General features: G+C 57.5%; 19 protein-coding genes and 1 pseudogene. 12 read left to right on the top strand and 8 right to left on the bottom strand.

Features of this window, described 5'->3' with window-relative positions:
- Nucleotides 1-5: 5 nt before the first annotated feature.
- Genes QPJ95_RS05380 through xdhA form a run of 4 tightly spaced genes read right to left on the bottom strand, consistent with a single transcriptional unit; the run spans nt 6 to nt 6,214 of the window.
- Nucleotides 6-1,523 (bottom strand): ABC transporter ATP-binding protein, encoded by a 1,518-nt coding sequence (locus QPJ95_RS05380; protein ID WP_270919297.1) that lies wholly within the window; start codon nt 1,521-1,523, stop codon nt 6-8.
- Nucleotides 1,520-2,464 (bottom strand): xanthine dehydrogenase accessory protein XdhC, encoded by a 945-nt coding sequence (gene xdhC / locus QPJ95_RS05375; RefSeq protein WP_270919296.1) that lies wholly within the window; start codon nt 2,462-2,464, stop codon nt 1,520-1,522. Before xdhC ends, QPJ95_RS05380 begins: the two co-directional genes overlap by 4 nt.
- Nucleotides 2,454-4,838, bottom strand: coding sequence for a xanthine dehydrogenase molybdopterin binding subunit (gene xdhB, locus QPJ95_RS05370; protein WP_270919295.1), 2,385 nt, complete (start codon nt 4,836-4,838; stop codon nt 2,454-2,456). Before xdhB ends, xdhC begins: the two co-directional genes overlap by 11 nt.
- Nucleotides 4,835-6,214, bottom strand: a complete 1,380-nt coding sequence (gene xdhA, locus QPJ95_RS05365; RefSeq protein ID WP_270919294.1) for a xanthine dehydrogenase small subunit — start codon at nt 6,212-6,214, stop codon at nt 4,835-4,837. Before xdhA ends, xdhB begins: the two co-directional genes overlap by 4 nt.
- Nucleotides 6,215-6,570: 356 nt before the next feature.
- On the opposite strand from xdhA, the gene dnaE reads away from it, so the two are divergent.
- Both dnaE and QPJ95_RS05355 read left to right on the top strand, forming a co-directional pair.
- Nucleotides 6,571-10,083, top strand: a complete 3,513-nt coding sequence (gene dnaE, locus QPJ95_RS05360; protein WP_270919293.1) for a DNA polymerase III subunit alpha — start codon at nt 6,571-6,573, stop codon at nt 10,081-10,083.
- Between the two features lie 276 nt (nt 10,084-10,359).
- On the top strand, nt 10,360-10,791 hold the full coding sequence (locus tag QPJ95_RS05355; RefSeq protein WP_270919292.1) for a nuclear transport factor 2 family protein: 432 nt from the start codon (nt 10,360-10,362) through the stop codon (nt 10,789-10,791).
- A gap of 64 nt (nt 10,792-10,855) precedes the next feature.
- Here QPJ95_RS05355 and QPJ95_RS05350 read toward each other — a convergent pair whose 3' ends face one another.
- Nucleotides 10,856-11,050, bottom strand: a complete 195-nt coding sequence (locus QPJ95_RS05350) for a SlyX family protein (RefSeq protein ID WP_270919291.1) — start codon at nt 11,048-11,050, stop codon at nt 10,856-10,858.
- Between the two features lie 236 nt (nt 11,051-11,286).
- Here QPJ95_RS05350 and hisS point away from each other — a divergent pair, with 236 nt between their 5' ends.
- From hisS to hisG, 3 genes are read left to right on the top strand one after another with little or no spacing between them, the layout of a single operon-like run.
- Nucleotides 11,287-12,774 carry a histidine--tRNA ligase gene (gene hisS / locus QPJ95_RS05345; RefSeq protein WP_270919290.1) on the top strand — a complete coding sequence of 496 codons (1,488 nt, stop codon included), beginning with the start codon at nt 11,287-11,289 and terminating at the stop codon, nt 12,772-12,774.
- 3 nt (nt 12,775-12,777) lie between these two features.
- Complete coding sequence (locus tag QPJ95_RS05340) at nt 12,778-13,866, top strand: ATP phosphoribosyltransferase regulatory subunit (protein WP_270919289.1); 1,089 nt, start codon at nt 12,778-12,780, stop codon at nt 13,864-13,866.
- Nucleotides 13,863-14,561, top strand: a complete 699-nt coding sequence (gene hisG / locus QPJ95_RS05335; protein ID WP_270919288.1) for an ATP phosphoribosyltransferase — start codon at nt 13,863-13,865, stop codon at nt 14,559-14,561. Before QPJ95_RS05340 ends, hisG begins: the two co-directional genes overlap by 4 nt.
- 80 nt (nt 14,562-14,641) lie before the next feature.
- On the opposite strand, the gene QPJ95_RS05330 is transcribed toward hisG, so the two are convergent.
- Nucleotides 14,642-15,073 (bottom strand): DUF1489 family protein, encoded by a 432-nt coding sequence (locus QPJ95_RS05330; RefSeq protein WP_270919287.1) that lies wholly within the window; start codon nt 15,071-15,073, stop codon nt 14,642-14,644.
- A gap of 176 nt (nt 15,074-15,249) precedes the next feature.
- Between QPJ95_RS05330 and QPJ95_RS05325 the strand changes: the two genes are divergently transcribed.
- Nucleotides 15,250-17,532: an adenosylcobalamin-dependent ribonucleoside-diphosphate reductase gene (locus QPJ95_RS05325; protein ID WP_270919286.1), complete on the top strand. Its 2,283-nt coding sequence runs from the start codon at nt 15,250-15,252 to the stop codon at nt 17,530-17,532.
- A gap of 390 nt (nt 17,533-17,922) precedes the next feature.
- Complete coding sequence (gene htpG / locus QPJ95_RS05320) at nt 17,923-19,788, top strand: molecular chaperone HtpG (protein WP_270919285.1); 1,866 nt, start codon at nt 17,923-17,925, stop codon at nt 19,786-19,788.
- A 502-nt stretch (nt 19,789-20,290) separates the two neighbouring features.
- Here htpG and QPJ95_RS05315 read toward each other — a convergent pair.
- Nucleotides 20,291-21,001, bottom strand: a complete 711-nt coding sequence (locus QPJ95_RS05315) for a helix-turn-helix transcriptional regulator (RefSeq protein ID WP_270919284.1) — start codon at nt 20,999-21,001, stop codon at nt 20,291-20,293.
- Nucleotides 21,002-21,162: 161 nt separating this feature from the next.
- Between QPJ95_RS05315 and QPJ95_RS05310 the strand changes: the two genes are divergently transcribed.
- The 5 genes and pseudogenes from QPJ95_RS05310 (at nt 21,163) to QPJ95_RS05290 (ending at nt 25,181) form a co-directional block, all read left to right on the top strand.
- On the top strand, nt 21,163-21,723 hold the full coding sequence (locus tag QPJ95_RS05310) for a glutathione S-transferase family protein (protein ID WP_313860120.1): 561 nt from the start codon (nt 21,163-21,165) through the stop codon (nt 21,721-21,723).
- Nucleotides 21,683-22,057, top strand: a pseudogene (locus QPJ95_RS05305) (helix-turn-helix domain-containing protein); the annotation flags it as partial. The gene QPJ95_RS05310 and the pseudogene QPJ95_RS05305, both read left to right, overlap by 41 nt.
- A 492-nt stretch (nt 22,058-22,549) precedes the next feature.
- Entirely contained in the window at nt 22,550-23,098 is a 549-nt protein-coding gene (locus tag QPJ95_RS05300; protein WP_270919282.1) for a YaeQ family protein, read from the top strand.
- A 333-nt stretch (nt 23,099-23,431) separates the two neighbouring features.
- A protein-coding gene (locus QPJ95_RS05295; RefSeq protein ID WP_390922366.1) for an IS3 family transposase occupies nt 23,432-24,561 on the top strand; the annotation gives its coding sequence in 2 pieces (ribosomal slippage) (nt 23,432-23,675 and nt 23,675-24,561; 1,131 coding nt in all).
- A gap of 140 nt (nt 24,562-24,701) precedes the next feature.
- Nucleotides 24,702-25,181 (top strand): IS110 family transposase, encoded by a 480-nt coding sequence (locus QPJ95_RS05290; protein ID WP_270920830.1) that lies wholly within the window; start codon nt 24,702-24,704, stop codon nt 25,179-25,181.
- A 190-nt stretch (nt 25,182-25,371) separates the two neighbouring features.
- Here the strand turns inward: QPJ95_RS05290 and QPJ95_RS05285 are convergent, their stop codons facing one another.
- Nucleotides 25,372-26,196, bottom strand: coding sequence for a glycosyltransferase (locus QPJ95_RS05285; RefSeq protein ID WP_270920829.1), 825 nt, complete (start codon nt 26,194-26,196; stop codon nt 25,372-25,374).
- Nucleotides 26,197-26,787: the final 591 nt, after the last annotated feature.

The following is a 26,787-nucleotide window of genomic DNA, read 5'->3' as shown; positions in this document are numbered from 1 at the left end:
CCAGCTCAGTCATGCGCAACCTCCATGCCATGCGCGCCGCCCAACATCAGGCCAATTTCATCCACCGTCAGCCCTGCGGCAGCGCGCGGTGCGCTCAACCGGCCCTCGTTCAGGGCGGCAAAATTGTCAGAAATTTCCATCAGCTCGTCCAGATCCTGACTGATACAGATAACCGCAGCCCCCTTGGCGGCCAGATCCAGCAGCGACTGGCGAATGTCCGCCGCCGCCGCCGCATCAACCCCCCAGGTCGGCTGGTTCACCACCAGAACATCCGGGTCTTGCAATACCTCGCGGCCAATCACGAACTTCTGCAGATTGCCGCCGGACAGGGACCGGGCGGTGTTTTGTGGCCCCGGGGTGCGGACGTCAAAATCCTTGATTATGGCCTCGGCAAAATCCTTGGCAGCGCCCCAGTTCAAAAACCCCCTGGTTTCCAATCCCTGACGTACAGCGCCGGTCAGCATGGCATTCTCGGTCAGGCTCATATCCGGCACCGCAGCATGGCCTAGCCGCTCTTCTGGTGCCGCCAAGACCCCCAATCGGCGGCGCTCCACCGGGCCCAACTGGCCAATCGCCACGCCGCCCAGTTTGACTGCATCTGCCTGGGTGGTGGTCTCCCCCGACAAAACATTCAGCAGTTCATCCTGACCATTGCCGGCCACGCCGCCAATGCCCAGCACCTCGCCCTTGCGGACCGTCATATGCACATTTTTCAAGGCGGTGCCAAAGGCCGAAGGGGCAGGCACCGACAGGCCCGAGATGTCCAGCGCCACCGCGCCAAACTCAACGCCGACCCGCTCGGGGGTGTGCAGGGTCGAGCCAACCATCAACTCGGCCATCTCACGGGCGGAGGTTTCGGCGGGCGTACATTCGCCGACATTTTTGCCCAGCCGCAGGATGGTGGCGTGATCACACAGGGTGCGGATCTCTTCCAGCTTGTGACTGATATAGAGGATCGAAGTCCCCTCAGAGCGCAGTTTCTGCAGCGTCTGGAACAGGATATCCACCTCTTGCGGGGTCAGAACCGAGGTCGGCTCGTCCATGATCAGCAATTTCGGATCTTGCAGCAGGCAGCGAATGATCTCGACCCGCTGGCGTTCGCCAGCCGACAGGTTGCCAACGGTGCGAAAGGGATCCAGCGGCAGACCATAGGCCTCGGATACATCGCGGATACGCGACGCCAGGTCCTTCATCGGGGGTGGGTTTTCCATGCCAAGGGCGATGTTCTCTGCCACATTCAGCGCGTCAAACAGCGAGAAATGCTGGAACACCATGGCGATACCGTCGCCCCGTGCAGCGCGCGGTTCAGGCGGCGCATAAGGTGCACCGCGCAGCAGCATCTGGCCGCTGTCCGGTTTCACCAAACCATAGATCATCTTCACCAGAGTTGATTTGCCAGCGCCGTTTTCGCCCAGCAGGGCGTGGACTTCTCCCTCGCCGATGTCGAACGAGACAGCATCATTGGCGACGACACCGGGATAGGCTTTGGTCAGCCCTTGCAGGCTCAGCAATGGAACACTCACGCGCGATGGTCCTTTCTCAAATCTTCTGTCATGTCACGCCGCAGTAATTGCGCCGCAACGCCGACCGCAATCATCTGCGGGTGTTTGCCCAGGGCCGGATCGCCGATCGGGCAGCTGATCCGGCTGATCTGCGCCGGGCTGTGCCCCAGTGCCGCCAAGCGCGAGCGAAACCGCGCCCATTTGGTCGCCGAGCCGATCAGCCCGGCAAAGGCAAAATCATGGCTCAGCAGGGAATGGCATAACCCCAGATCCAGAGTATGGGAATAGGTAAGCACCAGATGTTGTGCATTTACAGGGGCATGTGTCACTAAAAGCGCTGGATCAGCTGCCGGAACAGGCGTCACGCCCTGCGGAATGTCACTGGGGAACCGCTCAGGCCCGGTATCGACCCAGGTGATTGAAAAATCAGGCATCGGCGACAGCACATCAACCAAGGCGCGACCAACGTGCCCGGCGCCCCAGATCCACAGCGGCACCTCGGGGTGATGCACCGGCTCAATCATCCAACCGTCAACCAGCTGCGGTGTCGGGCGCAGCCCCTGACTGCGCGCACTGGCCAAAAGCCGTTTCACCGCCAGTGGCATGGCGCCGTCAGCCGCCGCCCTAACCGGCCTGACTATCAGCTCGTGGTCCAGCGCGGCCAGCCGGGTGGCATCATAGACCTCGCTCAGCAAGGTCACCACACCGCCACAGCACTGGCCCAGATCAGGGCCCAGTGCATGGCTGCCCAGCACCCGGTCCTGGATCTGGCTGCGGGCCGCGTGACTGGCCTCATATTCCAGCGTGCCGCCGCCGATGGTGCCGGACTGGCCCTGTTGCCAGACCAGCATTGCGGCGCCGACCTCACGCGGCGACGAGCCGCGGATCGCGGCAATCACCACCCGGGTGACCTGACCATGTGCGGCAACAGCCGCGCGCAATCCGTCCAGATCAAACCCCATCCCGGACCCTCCGGATCGCCGACCAAAGCTGCTCTGCCGTGGCAGGTGCATCCAGCGCCGGATAGGCCTCACCATATGCGGATACCGCATGGCTCAGCGCCAGATAGGCCGAAATGCCCAGCATGAATGGCGGCTCTCCCACCGCCTTGGAGCGGTAGATGCTGTCCTCGCGGTTCTGACCGTCCCACAGGGCGACGTTGAACACATCCGGGCGATCTGAGCAGGCGGGGATCTTGTAGGTTGAGGGCGCATGGGTGCTGAGGCGACCGTTGCCGTCCCAAACCAGCTCCTCGGTGGTCAGCCAGCCGACCCCCTGCACATAACCGCCCTCAACCTGACCAATATCCAAGTGAGGGTTCAGCGAGACACCGGCATCGTGCAGAATATCGCTGCGCAAAATCCGGTTCTCACCGCTGAGCCGGTCCACCACCACCTCGGTCACCGAGGCACCATAGGCAAAATAGAAAAACGGCCGCCCCTGACCCTTGATCCGGTCCCATTCCACCTTGGGGGTTTTGTAGAACCCTGTCGCCGACAGGCTGATGCGACCTTGATAACAGAGCATCGCCGCCTGTTCAAAAGTCATCTCATCGGCGCCCGCAATGACCCTACCATCCTCAAACCGCACCGATGCGACACTACACTGGTGGTGCTGGGCCAGAAACGTGGCCATGCGGTCGCGAATGGTGTCACAGGCGGCTTTGACCGCCATACCGTTCAGGTCGGTACCGGATGAGGCCGCGGTGGCCGAGGTATTGGGCACTTTGGCGGTGTCGGTGGCGGTGATCTTCACCAGCTCCATACCAACGCCAAACCGCGAGGCCGCCACCTGCGCCACCTTCTGAAACAATCCCTGTCCCATCTCGGTGCCGCCATGGTTCAAATGGATTGAGCCATCCTGATAGACATGCACCAGTGCGCCCGCCTGATTAAGATGCGTCAGGGTAAAGGATATCCCGAACTTCACCGGCGAAAATCCAATGCCACGCTTGAGCTGGTCCTGGGTTTTGTTCCACGCCGTGATCTCAGCCCGCCGCGCCTGATAATCTGAAGTCTCCAGCAGTCGCGCGGTCATCCCATGCAGCTCAAAATCCGAGACCTCCATGCCATAAGGCGTGGTATTGTCCTTCTTTTTGCCTGAACTACTCCGGGGGGAGGCCGCAGGCCGGGGGGCAGCGCCCCCCTGATCCGCCGCCAATTTAGCAGTTTCTGGCGCATCATAATAGTTGACCTGCCGAACAGAGACTGGATCCAGCCCGAGATCATGGGCAATGTGATCCATCACCCGCTCAATCCCCACCATACCCTGTGGGCCACCAAAGCCACGATAGGCGGTGGCGCTCTGAGTGTTGGTCTTTAAGCGATGGCTCTCAATGCGGATCGCCGGAATGGCATAGGCGTTGTCCGCATGCAGCATGGCGCGGTCAGCCACCGGCAGCGACAGATCCTGGGCCCAGCCACAGCGCACCAGATGGGTGAACTCCACGCCGCTCAGGGCGCCGTCATCGCCAAACCCGGCGCGGTAGGAAATGCGAAAATCATGCCGCTTGCCGGTGATCACCATGTCGTCGTCGCGATCATAGCGCATCTTGCAGGGCTTGCCGGTGGCGCGGGCGGCAATGGCGCAGGACACCGCCAGCGCATTGCCCTGACTTTCCTTGCCACCAAAGCCGCCACCCATGCGGCGGATCTCGACCCGCACCGCGTGCATCGGTAGCCCAATGGCCTCGGCCACCTTATGCTGGATCTCGGTCGGGTGCTGGGTCGAGCTGGTCACCAGCATGTCGCCGCCCTCTTGCGGCAGCGCCAAGGCCGCCTGGCCTTCCAGATAGAAATGTTCCTGCCCGCCGAGCTCCATCACCCCCTCGACCAGATGCGGTGCGGCGGCAATGGCGGCAGCCGCATCGCCCTTGTTATAGATCCGAGGGCCGTCTTCGAACCGGCTGTCGGCAGCCAGCGCCTGATCCACCGTCAGGATCGGAGTCTCCTGCGCATATTCAATCTGCCCCTTGCGGGCGGCGACTCGGGCGGCGCGATGGCTGCTGGCCACCACCAGAAACAGCGGCTGCCCGACATAATGCACGCGGCCATCCGACAGTAGCGGCTCATCATGGGCCGCCGGTGAGACGTCATTGGAGAACGGCAGGTCCTGCGCCACCAGCACCAGCACCACGCCATCACTGGCCCTTACCGCGTCCAGATCCATCGCGGTGATCCGGCCTTTGGCAATGGTCGAAATCCCAAAGGCCAAATGCAGGCAACCTGCGGGCATCGGGATATCATCCACATATCGTGCGGCGCCCGTCACATGCAGCTTGGCGGCATCATGGGGCAGGGGCTTCGCAACAGGGCCTGTCTTCGATAGGATGCTCATAGCACCACCTCCAGCACTGAAACGGTGTCGCCGTTCAGCTCGGCGTAATACCGCGCCAGCAGGTTGCGCGCAGTTTCCAGCCGGTACCGGGCTGAGGCCCGCATGTCGCTCATCGGAGTGAAATCCTTGTCAAACTCGGCCTGCGCTGCGCGGACCGTCGCTGGGGTCCAGGGCTGACCCAGCAGTGCTGCCTCAACATGTGAGGCGCGTTTCGGGGTCGCCGCCATGCCGCCGAAGGCAATGCGGGCGCCGGTGACAGTGCCATTCACGATGGTGACGTTAAAGGCGCCCAGCACGGCGGAAATATCCTGGTCAAACCGTTTCGACAGCTTATAGCAGCGCAGGCTGTCGGGTTGACGGGCAAAGCTCACCGCCTCGACAAATTCGCCGGGCAACCGGTCCTGCTTGCCATAGGCAACAAAGAAATCCTCCAGTGGCAATGATCGCCGGGTGTCGCCCTGGCGCAGATGCAAGGTCGCGCCCAGGGCGATCAGGGCGGGTGGGTTGTCGCCAATGGGGGAGCCATTGGCGATATTGCCGCCCAGGGTGGCCGCCCCGCGCACCTGTTGACTGGCATAGCGGCGGATCATCTCGCCATAAGACGGATGCAGTGGCGCGATTGCCGCGCGCATGGCGTTCATATCCACCATCGCGCCCAGCCGGACCTGATCATCGGAGATCTCGATCTGCTTCAGATCAGTGCAGCCCTCCAGGAAAATGACATCTTCCAGATCGCGCAATCCCTTGGTCACCCAGAGCGCCACATCGGTGGCCCCTGCAATCAGCACCGCCTGCGGGTTTTGCACATAGGCCGCAGCCAGCTCATCACTTGAGCGGGGCGCGTAGGGTGTGTGGTTCTGCGCCGCAGGCGCGGGTTCACGCACCGCGGCGTCTTTGGCGACCCAGGCCGGAACCGGCATATCCTCAACCGCCTCGGCGGCGCGGATGATGGGGGCATAGCCGGTGCAGCGACACAGGTTGCCAGCCAGTTGCACGTCGTGATCTTTGGCGCCGTTGTTATGCGCGGTGACCATCGACATCACAAAGCCGGGGGTGCAGAAGCCGCATTGCGAGCCGTGATGGGTGATCATCGCCTGCTGCACCGGGTGCAGCTCACCATCGGGGCCGCTGACACCTTCGACGGTGCGAATGGCCTTGCCGTTCAGTTGAGGCAGAAACAACAGGCAGGCGTTCAGCGCCTTGGCGCCACGATCATCGGTCACCATCACCGAACAGGCACCGCAATCGCCTTCGTTGCAGCCTTCCTTGGTGCCGGTCAGATAGCGGTCCTCGCGCAGCCAGTCCAGCAGTGTGGTTGTTGGCGAAACGCCCGAAAGCGTGACCTCTTCACCGTTGAGATGAAAGGTGATCTCCATTGTCGTAACCCGTCGCGTTACAGTGTTTTGCCGAGAGTGCCTTCCTTCGATGCGACGTAGAAGAAGAGGCGGGCATAATGGCTTGCTGATAACAGCCTAGAAAGCAGATCCTTGGTCTGGCAAGGAAAAGTCGTGCGGCTTGAACCCGTACTCTAAGCGGATGCTATCTATAATAGTCACCTATTCTCGGTGTTTTTGTTTGTTTTCAGCAGATTGATGCCATTTTGCTGTTTTGAGGCAAAAAAGGACTTTCAAATTTTTCAGAACAATAACGGCCATTGTCGCGCCAAAGGAATGGTCGCCGGCCGCCGATAATCAGCTTTCGCACCCTCCTGTCATTGGGGTAGCTTGAGCCCATGACCAGCTCTCCCCGATTCATTCACCTGCGCACCCATACCGAATACTCCCTGTTAGAGGGGGCGTTGCGGCTGAAAAAGCTATCCGATCTGTGCAAGGGCGCAGAGATGCCGGCCATTGCGGTGACCGATACCAACAACATGTTCGCCGCACTGGAGTTTTCCGTCACGCTGTCCGGCGCGGGCATCCAGCCGATCCTGGGCTGTCAGGTGGATTTTACCTATCAGCAGGCGGCCCCGGGCGAGAAGCCAAGGACACCGGCCCCACTGGTTCTGCTGGCACAGTCCGAGGTCGGCTATGAAAACCTGATGAAGCTGAACTCTTGTCTGTATCTGGACAAGGGGCACCAGCTGCCACAGGTGACACTGGACGAGCTGCAACAGTATTCCGCTGGCTTAATTTGCCTGTCCGGTGGTCCTAACGGGCCGATTGGCATGTTGCTGCAACAGGGCCAGCTGCCAGCCGCCCAGGATCTGATGCAGCGGTTGAAGTCAATTTTTCCAGGTAGGCTCTATGTGGAGCTGCAGCGTCACCCCGGTGAGGGCGGCCAGCCGCAGGCGGAAAAGGCGACAGAGCGCGGCCATATCGAGATGGCCTATGCGATGGATCTGCCGCTGGTGGCCACCAATGATGTCTATTTCCCCAAGACCGAGATGTACGAGGCGCATGACGCGCTGATCTGTATCGCTGAGGGCGCCTATGTGGATCAGGCCGAAGGCCGTCGCCGCCTGACTGCGCAACACTATTTCAAAAGCCAGCAGGAAATGGTCACCCTGTTTGCCGATCTGCCCGAGGCGATCGAGAACACGGTGGAGATTGCCAAACGCTGTGCCTTCATGGCCTATCGCCGCGACCCGATCCTGCCCAAGTTTGCCGATGATGAGGTCGCCGAGCTGCGCCGTCAGGCCAATGAGGGGCTGCAGGACCGTCTGGCGGTGATCCCCCATGCAGTCAGCCTTGAGGACTATCAGAAACGGCTGGATTTTGAGCTCGACATCATCGAGGGCATGGGATTCCCTGGCTATTTCCTGATCGTTGCCGACTTTATCCATTGGGCCAAGGAACAGGGCATTCCGGTGGGGCCGGGCCGGGGCTCGGGGGCGGGGTCGCTGGTGGCCTATGCGCTGACCGTGACCGATCTTGACCCGCTGCGCTATTCCTTGCTGTTTGAGCGCTTCCTGAACCCCGAGCGGGTGTCGATGCCCGACTTTGACATCGACTTTTGCATGGACCGCCGCGAAGAGGTGATCCGCTATGTGCAGCAGAAATATGGCCGCGACCGGGTCGGGCAGATCATCACCTTCGGAGCGCTGCTGTCCAAGGCGGCGGTGCGTGACATTGGCCGGGTTTTGCAGATGCCTTACGGGCAGGTGGACCGGCTGTCCAAACTGATCCCGGTTGAAGGCGTCAAGCCGATGTCGATTGCCGACAGCCTGAAGGAAGAACCGCGCCTGCGCGAAGAGGCCCGCAACGAAGAAGTTGTGAACCGGTTGCTGACCTATGGCCAACAGGTCGAAGGCCTGCTGCGCAATGCCTCGACCCACGCGGCGGGGGTGGTGATTGGCGACCGTCCAATTGACGAGCTGGTACCGCTGTACCAGGATCCGCGCTCTGACATGCCCGCCACTCAGTTCAACATGAAATGGGTGGAGCAGGCCGGGCTGGTCAAGTTTGACTTTCTGGGCCTGAAAACCCTGACGGTTATCCAAAGCGCGGTGGATCTGATCAAGGGCGAGGGCCGCGATCTGCATATCGCCGCCGACGGCAGCCAGCTCTATGATCCCCCCGAAGGCGGGGTGAACGAGATCAACGCCATCCCGCTGGATGATATCCCCACCTATAAGCTGTACGCGGCGGCCAAGACGGTGGCGGTGTTCCAGGTGGAATCCAGCGGCATGATGGATGCGCTGAAGCGGATGAAACCCAACTGCATCGAGGACATCGTGGCGCTGGTGGCGCTGTACCGTCCCGGCCCGATGGAGAACATTCCGACCTATTGCGAGGTCAAGAACGGGCTCAAAAAGATCGAGTCCGTACACCCGCTGATCGACCATCTGCTGGCCGAAACCCAGGGCATTATCGTCTATCAGGAACAGGTGATGCAGATTGCCCAGGTGATGGCGGGCTATTCGCTGGGTGGTGCGGATCTGCTGCGCCGCGCTATGGGTAAGAAGATCGCCGCTGAGATGGCCAAGGAACGCCCCAAGTTCGAAAAAGGCGCGATGGAAAACGGCGTTCCGGCCAAGAAAGCCTCTGAGGTTTTCGATCTGCTGGAAAAATTCGCCAACTACGGCTTCAACAAAAGCCACGCGGCGGCCTATGCGGTGGTGTCCTACCAGACCGGCTGGCTGAAGGCGAACCACCCGGTTGAGTTCATGGGCGGGGTGATGAACTGCGATATCCACCTCACCGACAAGCTGGCGGTCTATTTTGAAGAGGTCAAGAAGGGGCTGGGTCTGCCTTATGTGCCACCCTGCGTGAACCGCTCTGAGGCGACGTTCAACGTGATCAAGGGCGAGCTGATCTATGCGCTGGGCGCGCTGAAAAATGTCGGCGTCGAGGCGATGCGGCTGATCACTGCGGCCCGCCGGGTTGACGGCTTTGAGCGGCCCTTTGCGACGCTGTATGATTTTGCCCGAAGGGTGGACCTGAAAAAGGTCGGCAAGCGGCCCCTGGAAATGCTGGCGCGGGCGGGTGGCTTTGACCAGCTGGACCCCAACCGCCGCCGGGTGTTTGACAGTCTGGAGCGGCTGGTCGGCTATTCCGCCGCGATCCACGAGCAAAAGAACTCTAACCAGGTGTCGCTGTTTGGCGAGGCCGGCGATGATCTGCCGGAGCCTCGGCTGTCCGGCACCCCGGACTGGCTGCCGGCCGAGCGGCTGAGCGAGGAATTCAAGGCGATTGGGTTTTACCTGTCCGGCCATCCGCTGGACGACTATATGCCGGCGCTGAAACGCAAGGGGGTGATGACCCTGGACGAGGTGATGGAGAAGGCGCGGCGCGGCCCGTTCCTGGCCAAGATGGCCGGGGTTGTTGCCGGGCGGCAGGAACGCAAATCAGCGCGCGGCAATCGCTTTGCATTTGCCCAGCTGTCGGACACCACCGGCGGCTTTGAGGTGACCTTGTTTTCCGAGGCGCTGGAGAAAAGCCGCGAACATCTGGAGACCGGTGCCAAGGTGGTGCTGAGTGCCGAGGCCACGATGGAGAGCGATCAGCTGAAACTGCTGGCCCGATCCGTCGGTCCCATTGACGCCGCGGTGTCGGATGCCGGAGCCAGCAGCCTGCGGGTCTATATCACCGAGGCCGCTGCGGTCGCAACCGTAGCCACGGTGCTGGAGGAGGCGCGCGCCGCCGCCAAGAACGCCAACCGGGGTGAAGTGCTGATGTATCTGCAGGACCCGACATTACCGGGCGATGTGGAACTGGACCTGGGCCAGTATTTCCCCATCAACCCGCAGATCAAGGGCGCCATCAAATCGCTGGACGGGGTGCTGGATGTTGAGGAGATCTGAGGGCTTGCCTCCACCCGTATTTGAATAGGCCCGTATGTGACAAATAGGGGTGTGGGTGACAAATAGGGGGGTGTCTGACCTTTGGGGACGTGGCCCGAGGCTGCCGAGCTGGGAACTCCGCACCGGATATTCCTGTGATGGGAAAACCGTTGAACAAAAGATGCTCACCAGCCTTTATTAAAGCCCGGGAGATGGTTAAAGCAATTGTATATGTGCCATGTACCTTAGGTGAGTTCCGACGCATCCCCATGTGACGGGTGTTAAAAAGAAGTGACTATGACGAAATTCAAACTGTTGCAGAGCTGGTTTTCCCAGGTCTGGGTTGCCGGGGATGCCTCGGCACTGGATGTCTTGCTTTCGCCTGAAATTAATGTGGACACTGTTTTCGATGGGTTTCTTGCCCCACGTAACGAACTCCCGGAGTTGATACAAATTGTTCATCAACTCATAGGCCCATTTGAGATTGATATCACCCGGTTCATCGAGGACGGTGACTGGTGTTCAGCTAACTATGTCATGACAGCTGATGGCCCCTATGGAATCACCCCGGTTTCAGTTGGTGGCTCGATGATGGCGCGGGTTAAGAACAATCAGTTTATTGAAATGACGACCAACTTTGATGCGTTCACCTTGTTCGAACAACTTGGCCAGTTGCCGGAAGATGCTTTGATGGCTTGCCTGACCGGGCAGAAATTGAGCTGGGCCTGAGGTCACGCCCGCGGCGCAACTTTCTGCAATTCAGGATGGCAAGCTGTTCTATACCTTAGCGGAGTTAATAATGCGGTGGGCGTTCATTGCCAAAGGTGGCGCTGCCGCCGCCGCTTTCTTCCCGGCCCGCCTCACGCTCCATTAGCATCTGTACCCGGCGGGTTAGGGTGGCAATCTCAGTCTGCTGGCGCGCCATCACGTCGCTGATGTCTTCGACCGTGCGGGTCAGGTGGGCGATTTGTTCTTCGAGGTTTTGCATCGGGCTCTCCTACGGGCGTTGAGGCTGTCATAGGGCGTTGGATTGGGGTGGTCCATGGTCGCGCCCAGAAGATTGCAGGTTTTTGGCAAAACCGGCAGGCCTCCGGCGGGGATATTTAAGGCCAGATGAAAAATGGATCTGGTCCGTGGCGTGGGAACGCGGCCGCCAATACCTTGCTCCTGTACCACGCATCGGCTAAACCCCGCGCGACAACACATCCAGAGGGACCATGACCCATGGCCAAGCAAAAGAAAGCCCCACGCCCCAAGGCCCAGACGCCGAAGGGGTTTCGCGACTATTTTGGGGCTGAGGTCACTCAGCGCACCGAAATGCTGCAGGCGATTGCCGGGGTCTACCATCACTATGGCTTTGAGGCGCTGGAAAGTGCTGGCGTTGAAACGGTTGAGGCGCTGGGTAAGTTCCTGCCGGATGTGGACCGCCCCAATGAGGGGGTGTTTGCCTGGCAGGAATTCGACGAGAAAAATAATGGCGACTGGCTGGCGCTGCGCTATGATCTGACAGCGCCGCTGGCGCGGGTCTATGCGCAGCACCGCAATGATCTGCCGATCCCCTATCGTCGCTATGCGATGGGGCCGGTGTGGCGCAATGAAAAGCCGGGACCGGGGCGCTATCGTCAGTTCTATCAGTGTGATGCGGATACGGTTGGATCGGCCTCGATGGCGGCGGATGCTGAAATTTGTGCGATGCTGTCGGACACACTGGAGGCCGTCGGCATTGCGCGCGGCGACTATCTGGTGCGGGTCAACAACCGCAAGGTTCTGAACGGCGTGCTGGAGGCCATGGGCCTGGCTGAGGGCGACGGGGCGCGTGACAATGTGCTGCGCACCATCGACAAGTTCGACAAGGTGGGCGAGGCCGGTGTGCGCCAGTTGCTGACCAAGGGGCGGCTGGATGCCTCTGGTGCCTATATCGATGGGGTTGGCCTATCTGATGAGCAAGCCGAGCCGGTGATTGCCTTTCTGACCTCGAAAGCGGCGGATGCGGCGGGCACTCTGGCCAATCTGCGGGCTGCGGTTGGCGACAGCAAGGTCGGGGCCGAGGGCATTGCCGAGCTGGAACAGATTGGCGAATTGCTGGCGGCGGGTGGCTATGGACCGGACCGGATCGAGATTGATCCGTCTGTTGTGCGGGGCCTGGGCTATTACACCGGCCCGGTTTACGAGGCTGAACTGACCTTTGAGATCCTCGACGACAAGGGCCGCAAGCGGCAGTTTGGTTCGGTTGCAGGCGGCGGGCGTTATGACGATCTGGTCAAACGCTTTACCGGCCAGGAAGTGCCAGCCACCGGGGTCTCGATTGGGGTTGACCGGCTGCTGGCGGCGCTGCGTGAAAAGGGCCGGATCACCGCTGAAGTATCAGGTCCGGTGGTGGTGACGGTGATGGATAAGACGCGGATGGCGGATTATCAGGCGATGGTGGCCGAGCTGCGCAATGCCGGCATTCGCGCCGAGGTCTATCTGGGCAACCCCAAGAATTTTGGCAATCAGCTGAAATATGCGGACAAGCGGAACTCGCCGATTGCGGTGATTGAGGGTGGCGACGAAAAGGACAAGGGTGTGGTGCAGATCAAAGACCTGATCCTGGGCGCCAAGATTGCTGAAAATGCAACGCTGGAGGAATGGAAAGCCCGTCCCAGCCAGTTCGAAGTGCCGCGCGATCAACTGGTCGCACGGGTGCGTGAAATCCTCGACGGACAGGGATGAGAGATGCCAGATCGTTCTGATATCCGCCTGCGCGCCGCGCAGTTGCTGGCTGATTTCGAAAATGCGGGGGCGCTGGTGGTGGATCCGCCATTGCTGCAGCCTGCCGGCTTGCTGCTGGACCTCTACGGTGAGGACATTCGGGCGCGGGCCTATGTGACCTCGGACGGGCTGCGCGGCGAACAGATGCTGCGGCCGGATTTCACCGTACCAGTGGTGCAGATGCATATGCGCGACGGGGCTGAACCGGCGCGTTATACCTATGCAGGCGAGGTGTTCCGGCGCCAGGAGCATGATCCTGACCGTGCCAATGAATATGTCCAGGTCGGCTATGAGATCTTTGATCGCGATAATTCCGCAGCGGCGGACGCCGAGGTGTTTGCGCTGATGGCCAATAGCGTCGCCGGTCTGGGACTGCGCGCGGCGACCGGCGATATCGGCATTCTGATGGCAGCCGTCGAGGGGTTGAAGACCACCGCGCGGCGCAAGGCGGCCCTGATGCGTCACATCTGGCGGCCACGGCGGTTTCGGGCGCTGCTGGATCGGTTCGCGCACCGGGTGCCGGTGCCTCAATCGCGTCAGGCGCTACTGTCGACCGAGGGCGTCTTGACCGACGCCGACGTCGAGATCGGCAAACGCAGCCGCGCCGAGATTGACGAGCGTATTGCAGCGCTGCGCGAGGATGCCGTGGCGCCACCGATTGCCGAGAATGAATTGCTGGCACTGGAAACGCTGATGGCGGTGCGCGAAACCGTGCCCTACGCGCTGGAACAGATGCGCGATATTGCGGTTGACCTGCCGTCGATTTCTGCAGCATTGGACCGGCTGGAGGCGCGATCAGTGGCTTTGGCGGCGCGCGGCGTCGATGTCCAGCATCTCGACTTTGAGGTTTCATATGGCCGCACGTCGATGGAATATTATGACGGGTTTGTGTTTGGCTTTTACGCCGAGACACGCCCGGACCTGCCGCCAATTGCCAGCGGCGGGCGCTATGATGCGCTGACCCGGCAATTGGGGCAGGGGGCGGAGATCCCCGCCGTGGGCGCCGTGTTGCGCCCGGACCTGATGTTAATGTTGGAGAAGGCGTCGTCATGAGCCTCAAGCTGGGAGTGCCGTCCAAGGGGCGGCTGATGGAAAAGACCTTTAGCTGGTTTGAAAAACGCGGTGTGACACTGTCGCGTACCGGGTCAGATCGGGAATATGCCGGTCAGGTCGACGGTGTGGACGGGGTCGAGCTGGTTCTGCTGTCGGCAGGTGAGATTCCGCGAGAGCTGGCGGCGGGTCGCATTCATCTTGGCGTCACCGGTACCGATCTGGTGTATGAGAAGCTGCCGCGCTGGGAACAGCAGGTGCAGCAGATCGAGGTGATGGGATTCGGTCAGGCGGATCTGATCCTGGCGGTGCCGAAGTCTTGGATCGACGTCGACACACTGGATGATCTGGATGCGGTGGCGGCGGCCTTTCGCGCCCGGCATGGTCACCGGTTGCGGATCGCCACCAAATATCACCGGCTGGTGCGTGAATTCCTCACCGATGGCGGCGTCGCTGATTATCAGCTGGTCGACAGTCAGGGGGCAACCGAAGGCACGGTCAAGAACGAGACTGCGGAAATGGTGGCGGATATCACCTCGACCGGGGAAACCCTGCGCGCCAATCACCTGAAGATCTTGAGCGCCGGACCGGTGCTGAAATCACAGGCAACCCTGTGGCGCAGCCGCACCGCAGCCATGTCCGCCGAGGAAAAGCTTGCATTGAAGCAGATGCTGGCCCTGCTGCACGGCGGGGTCTGATTTCACCATGATCTTAACTGTGGCCGGAATTTTCAAAAATTCCGGGCCGGAAAATTTGAATTTTCCGGTGACCGCCGAGATCAGATGACGCCGATTTCTGCCAGCGCCTGGTTCATCTCGGGTGGCAGCGCGTCATCACTGGTCAGCCCCTCACGCAGGTCAGGCGGGCTGTCTTCGGGTTTGAGATAGCGCCAGCCCTGAAACGGGCGACGCAGTGCGTTGTGGGTACGGTGAATCACCGGGTCGAGTACAAAGGCGCAGCGGCGAATGCCATCCTCGCCAATCACCTCATCAAATCGCAGGATCTTTTGGCGACATTGAACCGCGCCTTTGATCACCCAGTAGATTGACCCACCGGCCACGATTTCCGCCTCACGTTTGGGCCACATACGGGTAACGTGACGCGCCAACCCATCCGCAGATTGTGCGCGGCGCATCTCTTGCCAGTCGATCAGGGTTTCGACATTTTCCGAGCCAACGGAAAGTTTGATCAGATTTGTAAAGTTATCCACCGGTAATCCACAGAGTCGTCCATAGGGTCATCAGCATATTGTAGTCATTATCTGGGCAGCAACAAGGTATTGTGGTACGCTGCGCAGAAATTCGCGGGACTCAGGACGATTTTACGTTGAGACTCGCGGCCTGCCTGTTTATCGAGACCGCTTCTCAAGCCTAAAGGATTCGCTTAATGAGCCGCTTTGCTGCCCCCATCGCCGCACAGATCTGGGATATGAAGTACCGCTTCAAGGAGGCCGATGGTACCCCCATTGATGCCACCGTCGAAGACAGCTGGCGCCGTATCGCCCGCGATCTGGCCAAGGTGGAGAAAGACCCGGCAGCTTGGGAGGACACGTTCTACGCAGCGCTGGAAGACTTCAAATACCTACCGGCCGGCCGGATCACCGCCGGTGCGGGGACCGCGCGCAAGGTCACATTGTTCAACTGCTTTGTGATGGGCACCATCCCTGACAGCATGTCCGGTATTTTCGACATGCTGAAAGAGGCGGCGCTGACCATGCAGCAGGGCGGTGGCATTGGCTATGACTTCTCGACCGTGCGGCCACGTGGCGCCGATGTCAAAGGGGTGGCTGCGGATGCCTCGGGGCCGCTGTCGTTCATGGATGTCTGGGATTCGATGTGCCGTACCATCATGTCGGCCGGCTCGCGGCGCGGTGCGATGATGGCGACCATGCGCTGCGATCACCCGGATATTAAGGATTTCATTTCGGCCAAATCCGATGCCGCCCGCTTGCGCATGTTCAACATGTCGGTGCTGATCACCGATGATTTCATGGATGCGGTCAAGGCGGATGGCTCGTGGGATCTGGTGTTCGGTGGCAAGGTCTATCACACCGTGCAGGCGCTGGATCTGTGGAACACAATCATGCAGGCCACCTATGATTTTGCCGAGCCGGGGGTGATTTTCATCGACCGGATCAACACCGCCAACAACCTGAACTACATCGAGACGATCTCGGCCACCAACCCCTGCGGTGAGCAGCCACTGCCGCCTTATGGCGCCTGCCTGCTGGGCTCGATCAATATGGCGCGTCTGGTCACCAAACCGTTTGAGGCTGGGGCCGAGATGGACGAAGCCGTGATGACCGATCTGGTCGCCACCGCGGTGCGGATGATGGACAATGTGGTGGATGCCTCGAATTTCCCATTGCCCGAACAACAGGCCGAGGCGCTGGCCAAGCGCCGTATCGGGCTGGGGGTCACCGGGCTGGCCGATGCGCTGCTGATGGTTGGGCTGCGCTATGGCTCGGACGCGGCGGCGCGTCAAACCGAAGCCTGGCTGAAAGCGATCGCCCGCGCCGCCTATCTGGCCTCGGTGGATCTGGCTAAGGAAAAAGGCGCCTTCCCGCTGTTTGACGCCGAGCCCTATCTGGCCTCTGGCACCATGATGGCGATGGACGACGATGTGCGTGAGGCTGTGCGCAGCCACGGTATCCGCAATGCGCTGCTGACCTCGATCGCGCCCACCGGCACCATTTCGCTGTACGCGGGCAATGTCAGTTCAGGCATCGAGCCGGTGTTTGCCTATGCCTATACCCGCAAGGTGCTGCAAAAAGACGGCAGCCGCAGCGAAGAGGAAGTGGTCGATTATGCGGTGCAGATGTGGCGCGACAAGTTTGGCGACAAAGAGCTGCCTGACTATTTCGTCAACGCGCAAACGCTGGCGCCCTCTGAACATGTGAAAATGCAGGCGGCGGCGCAGAAATGGGTCGACAGCTCGATCTCGAAGACCATCAACTGCCCCGAAGACATCAGCTTTGACGACTTCAAAGAGGTCTATATGCTGGCCTGGGATCAGGGCTGCAAAGGCTGCACCACCTACCGTCCCAACGAGGTCACCGGTTCGGTTCTGACGGTCAGCGAAAGCTCGGATCAAGCCCCCGGTGAAACCGCAGATGCGCCACAGGTCAGCAATGGCGCCGAGGTGGTCTATATGTCGGAACCGCTGGACCGGCCGCAGAGCCTGGAGGGTCATACCTACAAGCTGAAGTGGCCTGACAGCGAACATGCGATCTATCTGACCATCAACGACATCATTCTGAACGGTCATCGACGCCCGTTTGAGGTCTTCATCAACTCCAAAAATATGGAGCATTACGCCTGGACGCTGGCATTGACCCGGATGATTTCGGCGGTGTTCCGTCGCGGCGGTGATGTGTCCTTTGTGGTCGAGGAGCTGATGGCGGTGTTTGATCCGCGTGGCGGCGCCTGGGTTAAGGGGAAATATATCCCCTCGATCCTGGCGGCCATTGGCGGCGTGATCGAGACCCATATGATCAATACCGGCTTTATCGAAGGCGAAGGCATGGGGTTGAAGACGGATCCCACCGCCGAGGTGGTGAACTTAGGCACGCCGCGTGGCAAAGCCTGCCCCAGCTGCGGTCAGTACGGCCTGCAGATGGTTGAAGGCTGCATGACCTGCCGCAGCTGCGGTCACTCCAAATGCGGCTAGGGCGGCGTTTGATACTGTTGTTAAACCAACCATAAATTGCCCAAATGGGTGAGTTAGGCCGGTTTTTACAGGCATAAAACACCCAAAACTTCGCGAACCCTTGTTCTACTAGGGTTCGCGAACATCGCTAAACAGTGTTTTGCGAGCGCGGATAATCCTGAGACCATCAAACTAAAGTGGCTCCGACGCGGTTTTCAAGAGAATACTTTTAGTGGGAACTTTAGGGCTATTCTGGTTGTGGCTGGGCTGGCCTTTTGTTCTCGACGATTGATAGGCAGTCTGACACCCGTTGATCCATGTTAGAAACGTGAGGTTGAAACACCTGTTTCCCTTCCCTAGATTGGCGCACGAACTCGACCACTTTCCGCAAGAAAACCAGGGGCTTTATCTGTGACTGATACCGGCGTTAAAGAGACATTTTCCTTTCAAACTGAGGTTGGCCAATTACTCGATATTGTCGCCGGATCGCTATACTCGAACCGCGAAATCTTCCTTAGAGAGCTCGTGTCAAACGCGTCTGATGCTTGTGATAAGCTTCGCTACGAGGCCCTCACGGATTCGTCGTTAACTGACGGTTCTGATAAGTTTTCAGTTTCGCTTGAGATAGACACGAAAGCCAAAACCCTATCCGTTTCGGACAATGGAATTGGGATGAACCACGATGACCTACTTGAAACGCTCGGAACAATCGCGAAGTCAGGTACGGGGGCTTTTCTCAACGCCTTGAAGGACGGCGAAAAGGGAGAAATGGGTCTCATTGGCCAGTTTGGTGTTGGTTTCTATTCTGCATTCATGGTTGCCGACAACGTCGAAGTTATGACGCGAAAAGCTGGCGAAGACACGAGCTGGCAGTGGACATCGGATGGAAAAGGCGAATTTACAATTGAGCCCGGTGACAGGGGCACATGCGGCACGACTGTGGTGCTACACCTGAAAAAGGACGCGAAAGAGTTCCTCGAAGAAGTCCGCGTTCGCCATATTATCAAAACCTACTCTGATCACATTAGTTTCCCGGTGATGCTTGGTGGGGAAACACTGAATTCGGCCTCTGCCATTTGGACCCGTGCTCCGAAGGATGTAACCGAAGAGCAGCACACAGAGTTTTATCATCACACATCGCATGCCTTTGATAAGCCTTGGCTTACCTTGCATAGCCATGTCGAAGGCTCAGTCAGCCACACCAGCCTTCTATACGTGCCGTCGACGGCCCCAATGGATTTGTACGATGCTGAACGCAAAAGCCATGTGAAGCTCTATGTGAACCGGGTGTTTATCTCGGAAAATACCAAAGACCTTGTTCCGGCATATTTGCGGTTCCTTCGCGGGGTTGTTGACTCACAAGATCTCACTTTGAATGTATCCCGCGAGATGCTCCAATCAGACCCGAAGCTTGCGAAGATCAAGACAGCGCTCAGCAAGAAGGTGATCGGAGCGCTCAAGAAAAAAGCCAACAAAGCCCCAGAAGAATATACCAACTTTTGGGAGAATTTTGGCGCGGTATTAAAGGAAGGCCTGATCGAAGATCCTGGCTTGCGGGATCGGCTTCTCGAGATTTGTCGTTTCTCTTCAACCCATAATGGTGAGCTGACCAGCCTTTCGGATTACGTGGGTCGCTGCAAAGAGGGCCAGGACGCGATTTACTACATGGCGGGTGACGATGCGAAAAAGATATCGCAGTCACCACATCTGGAAGGCTTTAAGGCCAAGGGCGTAGAAGTGCTGTTGCTGGCAGACCATGTCGATGAGTTCTGGCTTCAACACATTACTGAATTTGAGGGCAAGACCTTCAAATCTGTAACCCGCGGAGCAACTGATCTAGACAAAATCAGTGGCGATGCAGATGCTGCCGACGACAAAGATGATGCCGAGTCACCCGAGCTCGATAATCTAATTGCAGCAATAAAGCTGGAACTCGGTGATTTGGTCAAAGATGTGCGTCCTTCCAAGCGGCTAACTGATAGCCCTGTGTGCCTTATCGCTGACGATGGGGATATGGACGTCAATCTGGAAAGGCTGCTGAAACAACACGGCCAGTTGACGGATGGCATGCCACGGGTTCTGGAATTAAACCCGGGCCACAGGGTTGTTAAAAAGCTAGCCGAACGTGCAAAAGGCGATGAGGCTGCATCAGATGCACTGCTACAGGATGCCGCTCACTTGTTGTTGGATCAGGCGCGGATTTCAGATGGCGAAGCGCCCTCTGATCCGGCGGAATTTGTTCGCCGCCTTAGCTCAATAATGGACAGCGCGCTTTAGCGTCTCTTTGTCGTGCACAAAATGAAGCCTGTTAGCCATTTCCTGTCTGGCCGCCGGGATGGCTGACCGAACGTGACGCCTCGGTTGCAGAGTGCTGAATGACTACCCATGGCCGAAGCTTCGCAGCTTCGGTCAGCGTCCATGGTTGCCAAGCCAATTCATGGGCTGTGTTGAGACGCAGAATGCGAATTATGTTGGCACTTAATCGCCTAAAAAACGCACTGCATCAGGACAAATTCAATCTGGCATTTTCAGCTTTCTTTCGTAGTTACGCGTTTGCGTCGAGTTGCGCCTTCCAGAACAGAGGGGGGAGTGCCGAAATGTGCTGGTGCAGCATTCGGAACATTTCCCTCTCCCATAACGGTTGCTTTCGGTCGAGGCTGTGTGAAAGCTCGGATTTTCGGGAATTTCACGGGAAGATGAGAGGTGGTCGTAGTGCAAATACCCAGTGCAATGATAGCGGACCTTCACGGCAACATGGGTGAAACCCAAAATCAAAAAGTCAGTATTTTGAGGGCATTCTGCGCATTTTCCGCGCCTTGAGAGCCGCTATATAGTCCCGTAATAAAGATACGCGCCGGGGACGAAAGCTTTCACCACTTTGCGCATAGCCTTCAATTCGAGTGACGTGAAACATACGGAAATCTGCGCGCAGGCAACACCATGCCAATAGCATCACAGCCCTGTCGTGGTACGCAATGGCCAAGGGAAAGATGCGCCGTTGAGTAGAGATATCGTCTCGGTCTTTGTAGCCAATATCAAGCGCCTCTTCAGTCCACATCGCCTCGCGCAATAGCGTCATATCAATCGTGGGAGCCACAGGAATGCTAAACCGGTGTACAAGGTTTACGGCATGCATAGCCTGGCGCTGTTGGCGTTCTGGCAAAGTCGCAAGAATTTTGGTCAACGCATCCCTAGCGGCCAGTGCCAAGTCAACGTCCCCGCGTTGGCTGACGTCTGACAAACCAAGAGTGAGCGCTTCGATCTCAATTTGCGTAAACGTCTGCGGCGGCAATGCAGGATCTTCGATCATGGTATAGCCAAGTCCTGCTTCGCCATCGATCCGCGCACCTGCTGCCCGTAGGCTGTCGATGTCACGATAGATAGTGCGCGCGGAGACCTCCATGGCAGCTGCCAGCCGTGCAGCAGTCACCGGAGGAGTAAGTCCCCGAATAAGATGGAGTAGGCGAAAAAGGCGATCTGATTTGGCCATGGGGTACTCTACGCAAAACATCCTGACAGAAATTGGCAGTATCTTAGTGGCATAGGTGCTCCACCAACAACAGTCAGGTTTTTGAAAGGCCTCTTGAAATGCCAACTCTTTATCATTCTCCGCACACACGATCCTCTCGGGTCATTTCCCAGCTCATGCTGATGGGGAAACTCGATCAGGTCAAAGTGGTCATTGTTGATATCGTCAAAAACGATGGCAGCGGTCGCAGAGATCCAAACAACGCCCACCCCGAAGGTAAGGTGCCGTTCTTGGTGACCGATGAAGGCGATACCATTCGCGAAAGCGCAGCCATCATGATGTATCTTGACGAGATTTTTGGACACCCCTTCAGCATCAAACCTGGTGATGCGGGACGCGGTTCTTTCCTGTCCTGGATGAGCTACTATTGTGGCGTTCTGGAGCCTGCAATGGTGGTACATTTTGCGAAACTGGATCATCCAATTCTCAAAAGCACCTTCCGCACAATGGCCGAGGTTAGTGAGCAGATTATGTCTGGCTTGGGCGACAAACCTTTCCTTGTCGGTGATAAGCTGACGATCGCGGATATCATCATGGCCTCTGCGTTTCAGTGGGCACCACATCTCATACCTGAGACCCCTACAGTCAAAGCCTGGATCAAACGGGTTGAGGGTGCGCAAGATGGCGCTGGGTTAGAGGCTTTTGAAACACAAGCTTTTTCAGCCCTTAAGATGCAAGCCTAACCTCGGAGGCAACGTATCCAAAGCCTGCCAGGTGATGGGCATTTCACGCGACACCTTTTACCGCTACAAATCGGTGGTCGAGGGAGGTGGTGTCGAGGCGCTGTTTGAACGCACCCGGCGCAAACCCACCCTGGCAAATCGCATAGATTAGGCGACCGAGGAAGCGGTCATTAAAAATGCCGCCGACTTCCCGGCCTATGGCCAGGCCCGCACCTCCAATGAACTATGTAAGTTGGGGGTGTCATCCGGTGTGCGATCCATCTGGCTGCGTCATGATCTGGCCAAATTCAAAAACCGCCTGAAGGCATTGGATGCCAAAATTGCCGAGGACGGCGGCATCCATATCGCCGGACGACAGGCACCCTTGTTGGTGGCAACTGGCGCGAGCAGGACCGCCTTCGCACAAAGCATGGATCATTTGATCACGATGAGCCAAGAACACTCTCTTATCAAATACCGCTATTTGGACCCATAGGCGCTGACGTCAGACACAGCAATTCTTTGAAAAAGCCGCTCATTAGGGCGGATTGCCGACATTTGCTGCAATCTGCATTGATGACTGCTTTGTGCAGGAAATACTCGTTGCAAAGTTTTCAACTCGGACACAAAGCGGTGATGATCAGAATGTCCGTGTTGATGCAGACATGTGGTTTGAGGTGATGACTATAGTGGTCATCAGCGGTACGGACCAACTATCCTACCTCGACAAGTCAAACAACTTGGCAACACCCATTTTGCCCCCTGTTTTCGGGCCCTTTTTTTATCTACTTTCACAAAGTCACCAGACGCATTAGTCATCCATATCTTCGCAATTGTGGGAAAAATCATGGCGCAAAAAGCCACCATTTATAAAGTTGAACTTTCCGTCTCCGATATGGATCGTCACTACTATGAGACCCACAAACTGACCGTAGCCAAACATCCGTCGGAGACGGACGAACGGCTGATGGTACGTCTTCTCGCTTTTGCGCTGAATGCCCATGAGAAATTGGAACTCACGAAGGGCCTTTCAACGGATGACGAGCCAGACATTTGGCAGAAAAGCCTGAGTGGAGAGCTTGAGTTGTGGGTGGCGTTGGGACTTCCGAGCGAGAAGATTGTTCGTCAATCCTGTGGCAAATCCAACGAGGTGATTGTCTATTGTTACGGCGGCAGGACGGCTGAGATGTGGTGGGAGAAGATCAAAAACAGCACCACTCGGTTTGATAACCTAAAGGTTGTCAATTTTTCAGAGACGGACACCCGCGAACTGGGAAACCTAGCAAGTCGCTCGATGAAGCTGCAGGTTAATATTCAGGACGGCGATGTGATGGTCAGTGTTGATGATAGCATCGTTTACGTGGCCCCGGCCAAATGGAAAAATTCTGGTCATTGACCGCCGAGCTGCTCAGATCGCGTATAAGAGCCCAGGCTGTAGAATGCTGCGTCGTTGACCGATGTCTGCCGGATAGACGGACCGGGCCAATCGACAGAGGAATAGCGGCTTGCGGTGGCACATCACTGCAAAGAGACCAAGCCCAGACGCTTCTCTCTTAGTACCAACGGTAACGTCACTGTTTGCTGCGCAGGGCATCAATGGCAGCTTGAACGAGCCGCGCCGCAGCATTCGCAAGGACGTCTGAACGTCGGTCAGGTTAGGGCCGTTTGGACCTGTCACGGTATTGTTCCGCCCCTTTGAGAGCATATTCTGCCCCAAAGGAGATACACCATGGCACCACGACCATCCGAAGAATTCAAACGCGACGCAGTGCGGATCGCACTGACCAGCGGGCTGACCCGCCGACAGGCGTCCTCCGATCTTGGGGTTGGTATGTCCACCCTGTGCAAGTGGATCAGAACCTATCGTGACGCGGACGTTGTTTCGAAAGAGGATCAGGAACTGGCCAATGAGAACGAGCGCCTTCGCCGGGAAAACCGCCTTCTACGTGAGGAGAGGGAGCTGCTAAAAAAAGCAACAATCTTCTTTGCGGACCAAAGCAAATGAGGTTTTCATTTGTTGAAAAGCACCGCAATAGCATTCCCACAGAGCGACTTTGCCGGATTGTGGATGTCACCCCACGTGGCTACCGAGCCTGGCGCAAACGCCCTGCCTGCCAGCGTCAACGTGGGGATATGGTTCTGTTGGCCCACATCCGGGAGCAGCACCGCCTGAGTTTGCAGAGCTACGGCCGACCGAGAATGGTCGAAGAACTGAAAGAGCTTGGTCTGGATATTGGTCACCGCCGTGTCGGCCGATTGATGCGCCAGAACGGCATATCTGTTGTCAGAACCCGTAAGTACAAGGCCACAACGGACAGCAATCACAAGTTCAACATCACGCCAAACCTGCTGAACCGGAACTTCTCAGCAGATCGACCCAATCAAAAATGGGTTGTTGATATCAGCTACATCTGGACCCGCGAGGGCTGGCTCTATCTGGCCGTGGTTCTGGACCTGTACTCCAGGCGCGTGGTCGGTTGGGCTGTCAGCAACCGGATGAAGCGCGATCTGGCCATACGGGCGCTGAACATGGCCATAACCCTGCGCAGGCCGCCCAAAGGATGCATCCATCATTCTGATAGGGGCAGCCAATATTGCTCGCAGGATTACCAGAAAATCCTGCGCCGGTATGGCTTCAAGGTATCCATGAGCGGCAAGGGTAATTGCTATGATAACGCCGCAATGGAAACCTTCTTCAAAACCATCAAAGCGGAATTGATCTGGCGGCACTCTTGGCAAACCCGCAGGGCTGCTGAGATCGCCATCTTCGAGTACATTAATGGGTTCTATAATCCCCGCCGGAGACACTCGGCATTAGGCTGGAAAAGTCCCTTGGCTTTTGAAAAGATCGCCGCCTAAATGAGCACAAGGGGCGGAACGAAAGCGGGACAGGTCCAATGTTGGCTATGCGCAGGTAGCATGCGTAATTGGGCTACCTCTGTTTTGAGGTCGAGCTCCCGGTATGATCACAAGATAGCCGTGAACAAGGGAGAGAGATGATGGACTACTTTGTTGGACTTGATGTGTCACTTCGGTCGTGCGCGCTTTGCGTTGTTGATACGAAGGGCAAGGTCGTTCTCGAACGCGAGCTGGCTTGCGAGGTCGATGACATTGCAGCGTACCTCTCTGATTTTGAGTTTCCGATAGACCGCATCGATTTGGAAGCTGGTACGATGAGCCAACACCTTTACTTTGGACTGCAGGCCGCAGGTTTTGATGTGGTTTGCATGGAGGCGCGTCAGGTAAACGCAGCCCTGTCTGCGATGCGAAACAGGACCGACAAAAATGATGCCAAAGATATTGCGCATGTTCTGCGCACTGGTTGGTTCAGCCCGGTCCACATGAAAAGCCGAGAGGCCCATGGTCTCAGAGCGCTACTCAGTACACGCAAGGCATTGCTCAAGAAGACGATGGATCTGAACCGTGTCGGGTCTGAACATGATGGAGGGTGCTTGCATCCCAACAACATTCTACCCTGAGTGAGCATTTTGGGACGGATGGTGCTGCCGTTTATTGAGCTTTCGCTTTTGCGAAAAGATCGGGTTGCAAGCGGGGTGGATGGTTAAGCGCTGTTGCCGCACCGATGGATGAGCCAAATATTGTAAAAACCCGGGCAATAATGCTCCGCCATTTTGGCGTGAACCGTGATGTCTTCGCACCCCCTTAGCTTCAACGGCTGAGTTCCCAAGACCTTTTTTGGTGATCAAAATTTATTGTGCGTATTGACGTTTCACTTGGGCAAACGCGCTTTGCCCACTGCCGCATAATAAGCGCGCTGAACCGTTCGGTTAGTTTTGGGCGCCGACGTATCGACCGCAGCTCTCTTCTGTACGCACCAGGAACGGTTTGAGAAAGCTGCCCCGGCTCGTTTGTGAAACTTCCTAAGTGGGCGTTAACCACATACAATTCGTAGTGCTGGGCAAGGCACCGCCACAGATAGTAGTCACCTGCCAGCTTCAGGGTCTTTAGTTTCTCCAGATCAAAATGCTGTGTAAGATCTGAACGCCAGAACGTGCTTTCTTGCTGTATCACCGTCAGGCGCGTCCCATACATGCCACAATCAATTAAATTTCGAAGGAAGGGCCGGGGAAGCTCTGAGGTGATGATATGCAGGTCGGCGTTTCTGGTTATCGCACGCCCAGTGAGCCATGAAACCTCTGAGTGGCTCTGTAACACATGGGAGACAATTTCAAAGGCTGATGGATCAAACAGCTCCCCAGCGCTTAGGTAGCAGGTAACATCTTGCATCGTACCGTCGAGCCCCTTTGCGAGCGCTTCATACATGCCTTCGTCTGCTTCGCTGATGATCTTGATCCGCGGGTCGTTGAACGAACGCGCTCTTTGAACCGTGTCATCAATCGATGCGCCATCCACCACAATGCATTGCACAGTGTCCTTTCCCGCTAACACACTGTTTTGCAACAGGATGCTGGAGAGGGTGCGCTCAATCTTTGCGCCACCGTTGTAGACGGGCAGAACGACGTTGAAATTCATCCTCAGATCTCTTTCAAAAACACAATTTCTGGCTAAAATATACGCTCACTATATCTCAAGTATTCGTTTTGAACTATAGCTGATTTATTCAAATATCCGTTTCGTCGTATTTCGTAGAGGCTTGCCTGTATTGAATAGAGAGGTGGTCGCGGGAATTCGGACCAGTGGTTGAAGTGGATCACCTTGTGAGAGAGATGATCCGAAATGACCAAGAGAAAGAGCCATTCGTCCCGCAGCCCGGCAGTGGTTTGCAAGCAAACCATGAAAGGGGGGGCGACGTCCTTTGCGTCTTATGGTTTTGGTTCCAATCCATCAGGCGCCAAGCACCAGTAAAAAGGACCTCCAGCACAAGATTTACCCTTACCTTCTTCGGGGTCTGACGATTGACCAGCCAAATCAGGTTCTCCTCTCACGCATGTAAACATGCGCTGCCAGGCCGTGCATGGATGGCAAGGGTCGCTGACCCGCTCTCATGATTGCTATAGCACCGAACGCGCCCATTTGCCCCATGGGACATTTACGCCGAACGAGGCTTATGAGACCCAAAAGACACCCATGAGATTGGCCGCCTAAATGAAACCCGGATCCCCT

It is taken from the genome of Parasedimentitalea psychrophila (assembly GCF_030285785.1).
In the GTDB taxonomy this organism is placed as follows: Bacteria; Pseudomonadota; Alphaproteobacteria; order Rhodobacterales; family Rhodobacteraceae; genus Parasedimentitalea; species Parasedimentitalea psychrophila.
The sequence above is the reverse complement of the archived record's forward strand: the minus strand, read 5'-3'. Positions and strand labels throughout refer to the sequence as shown.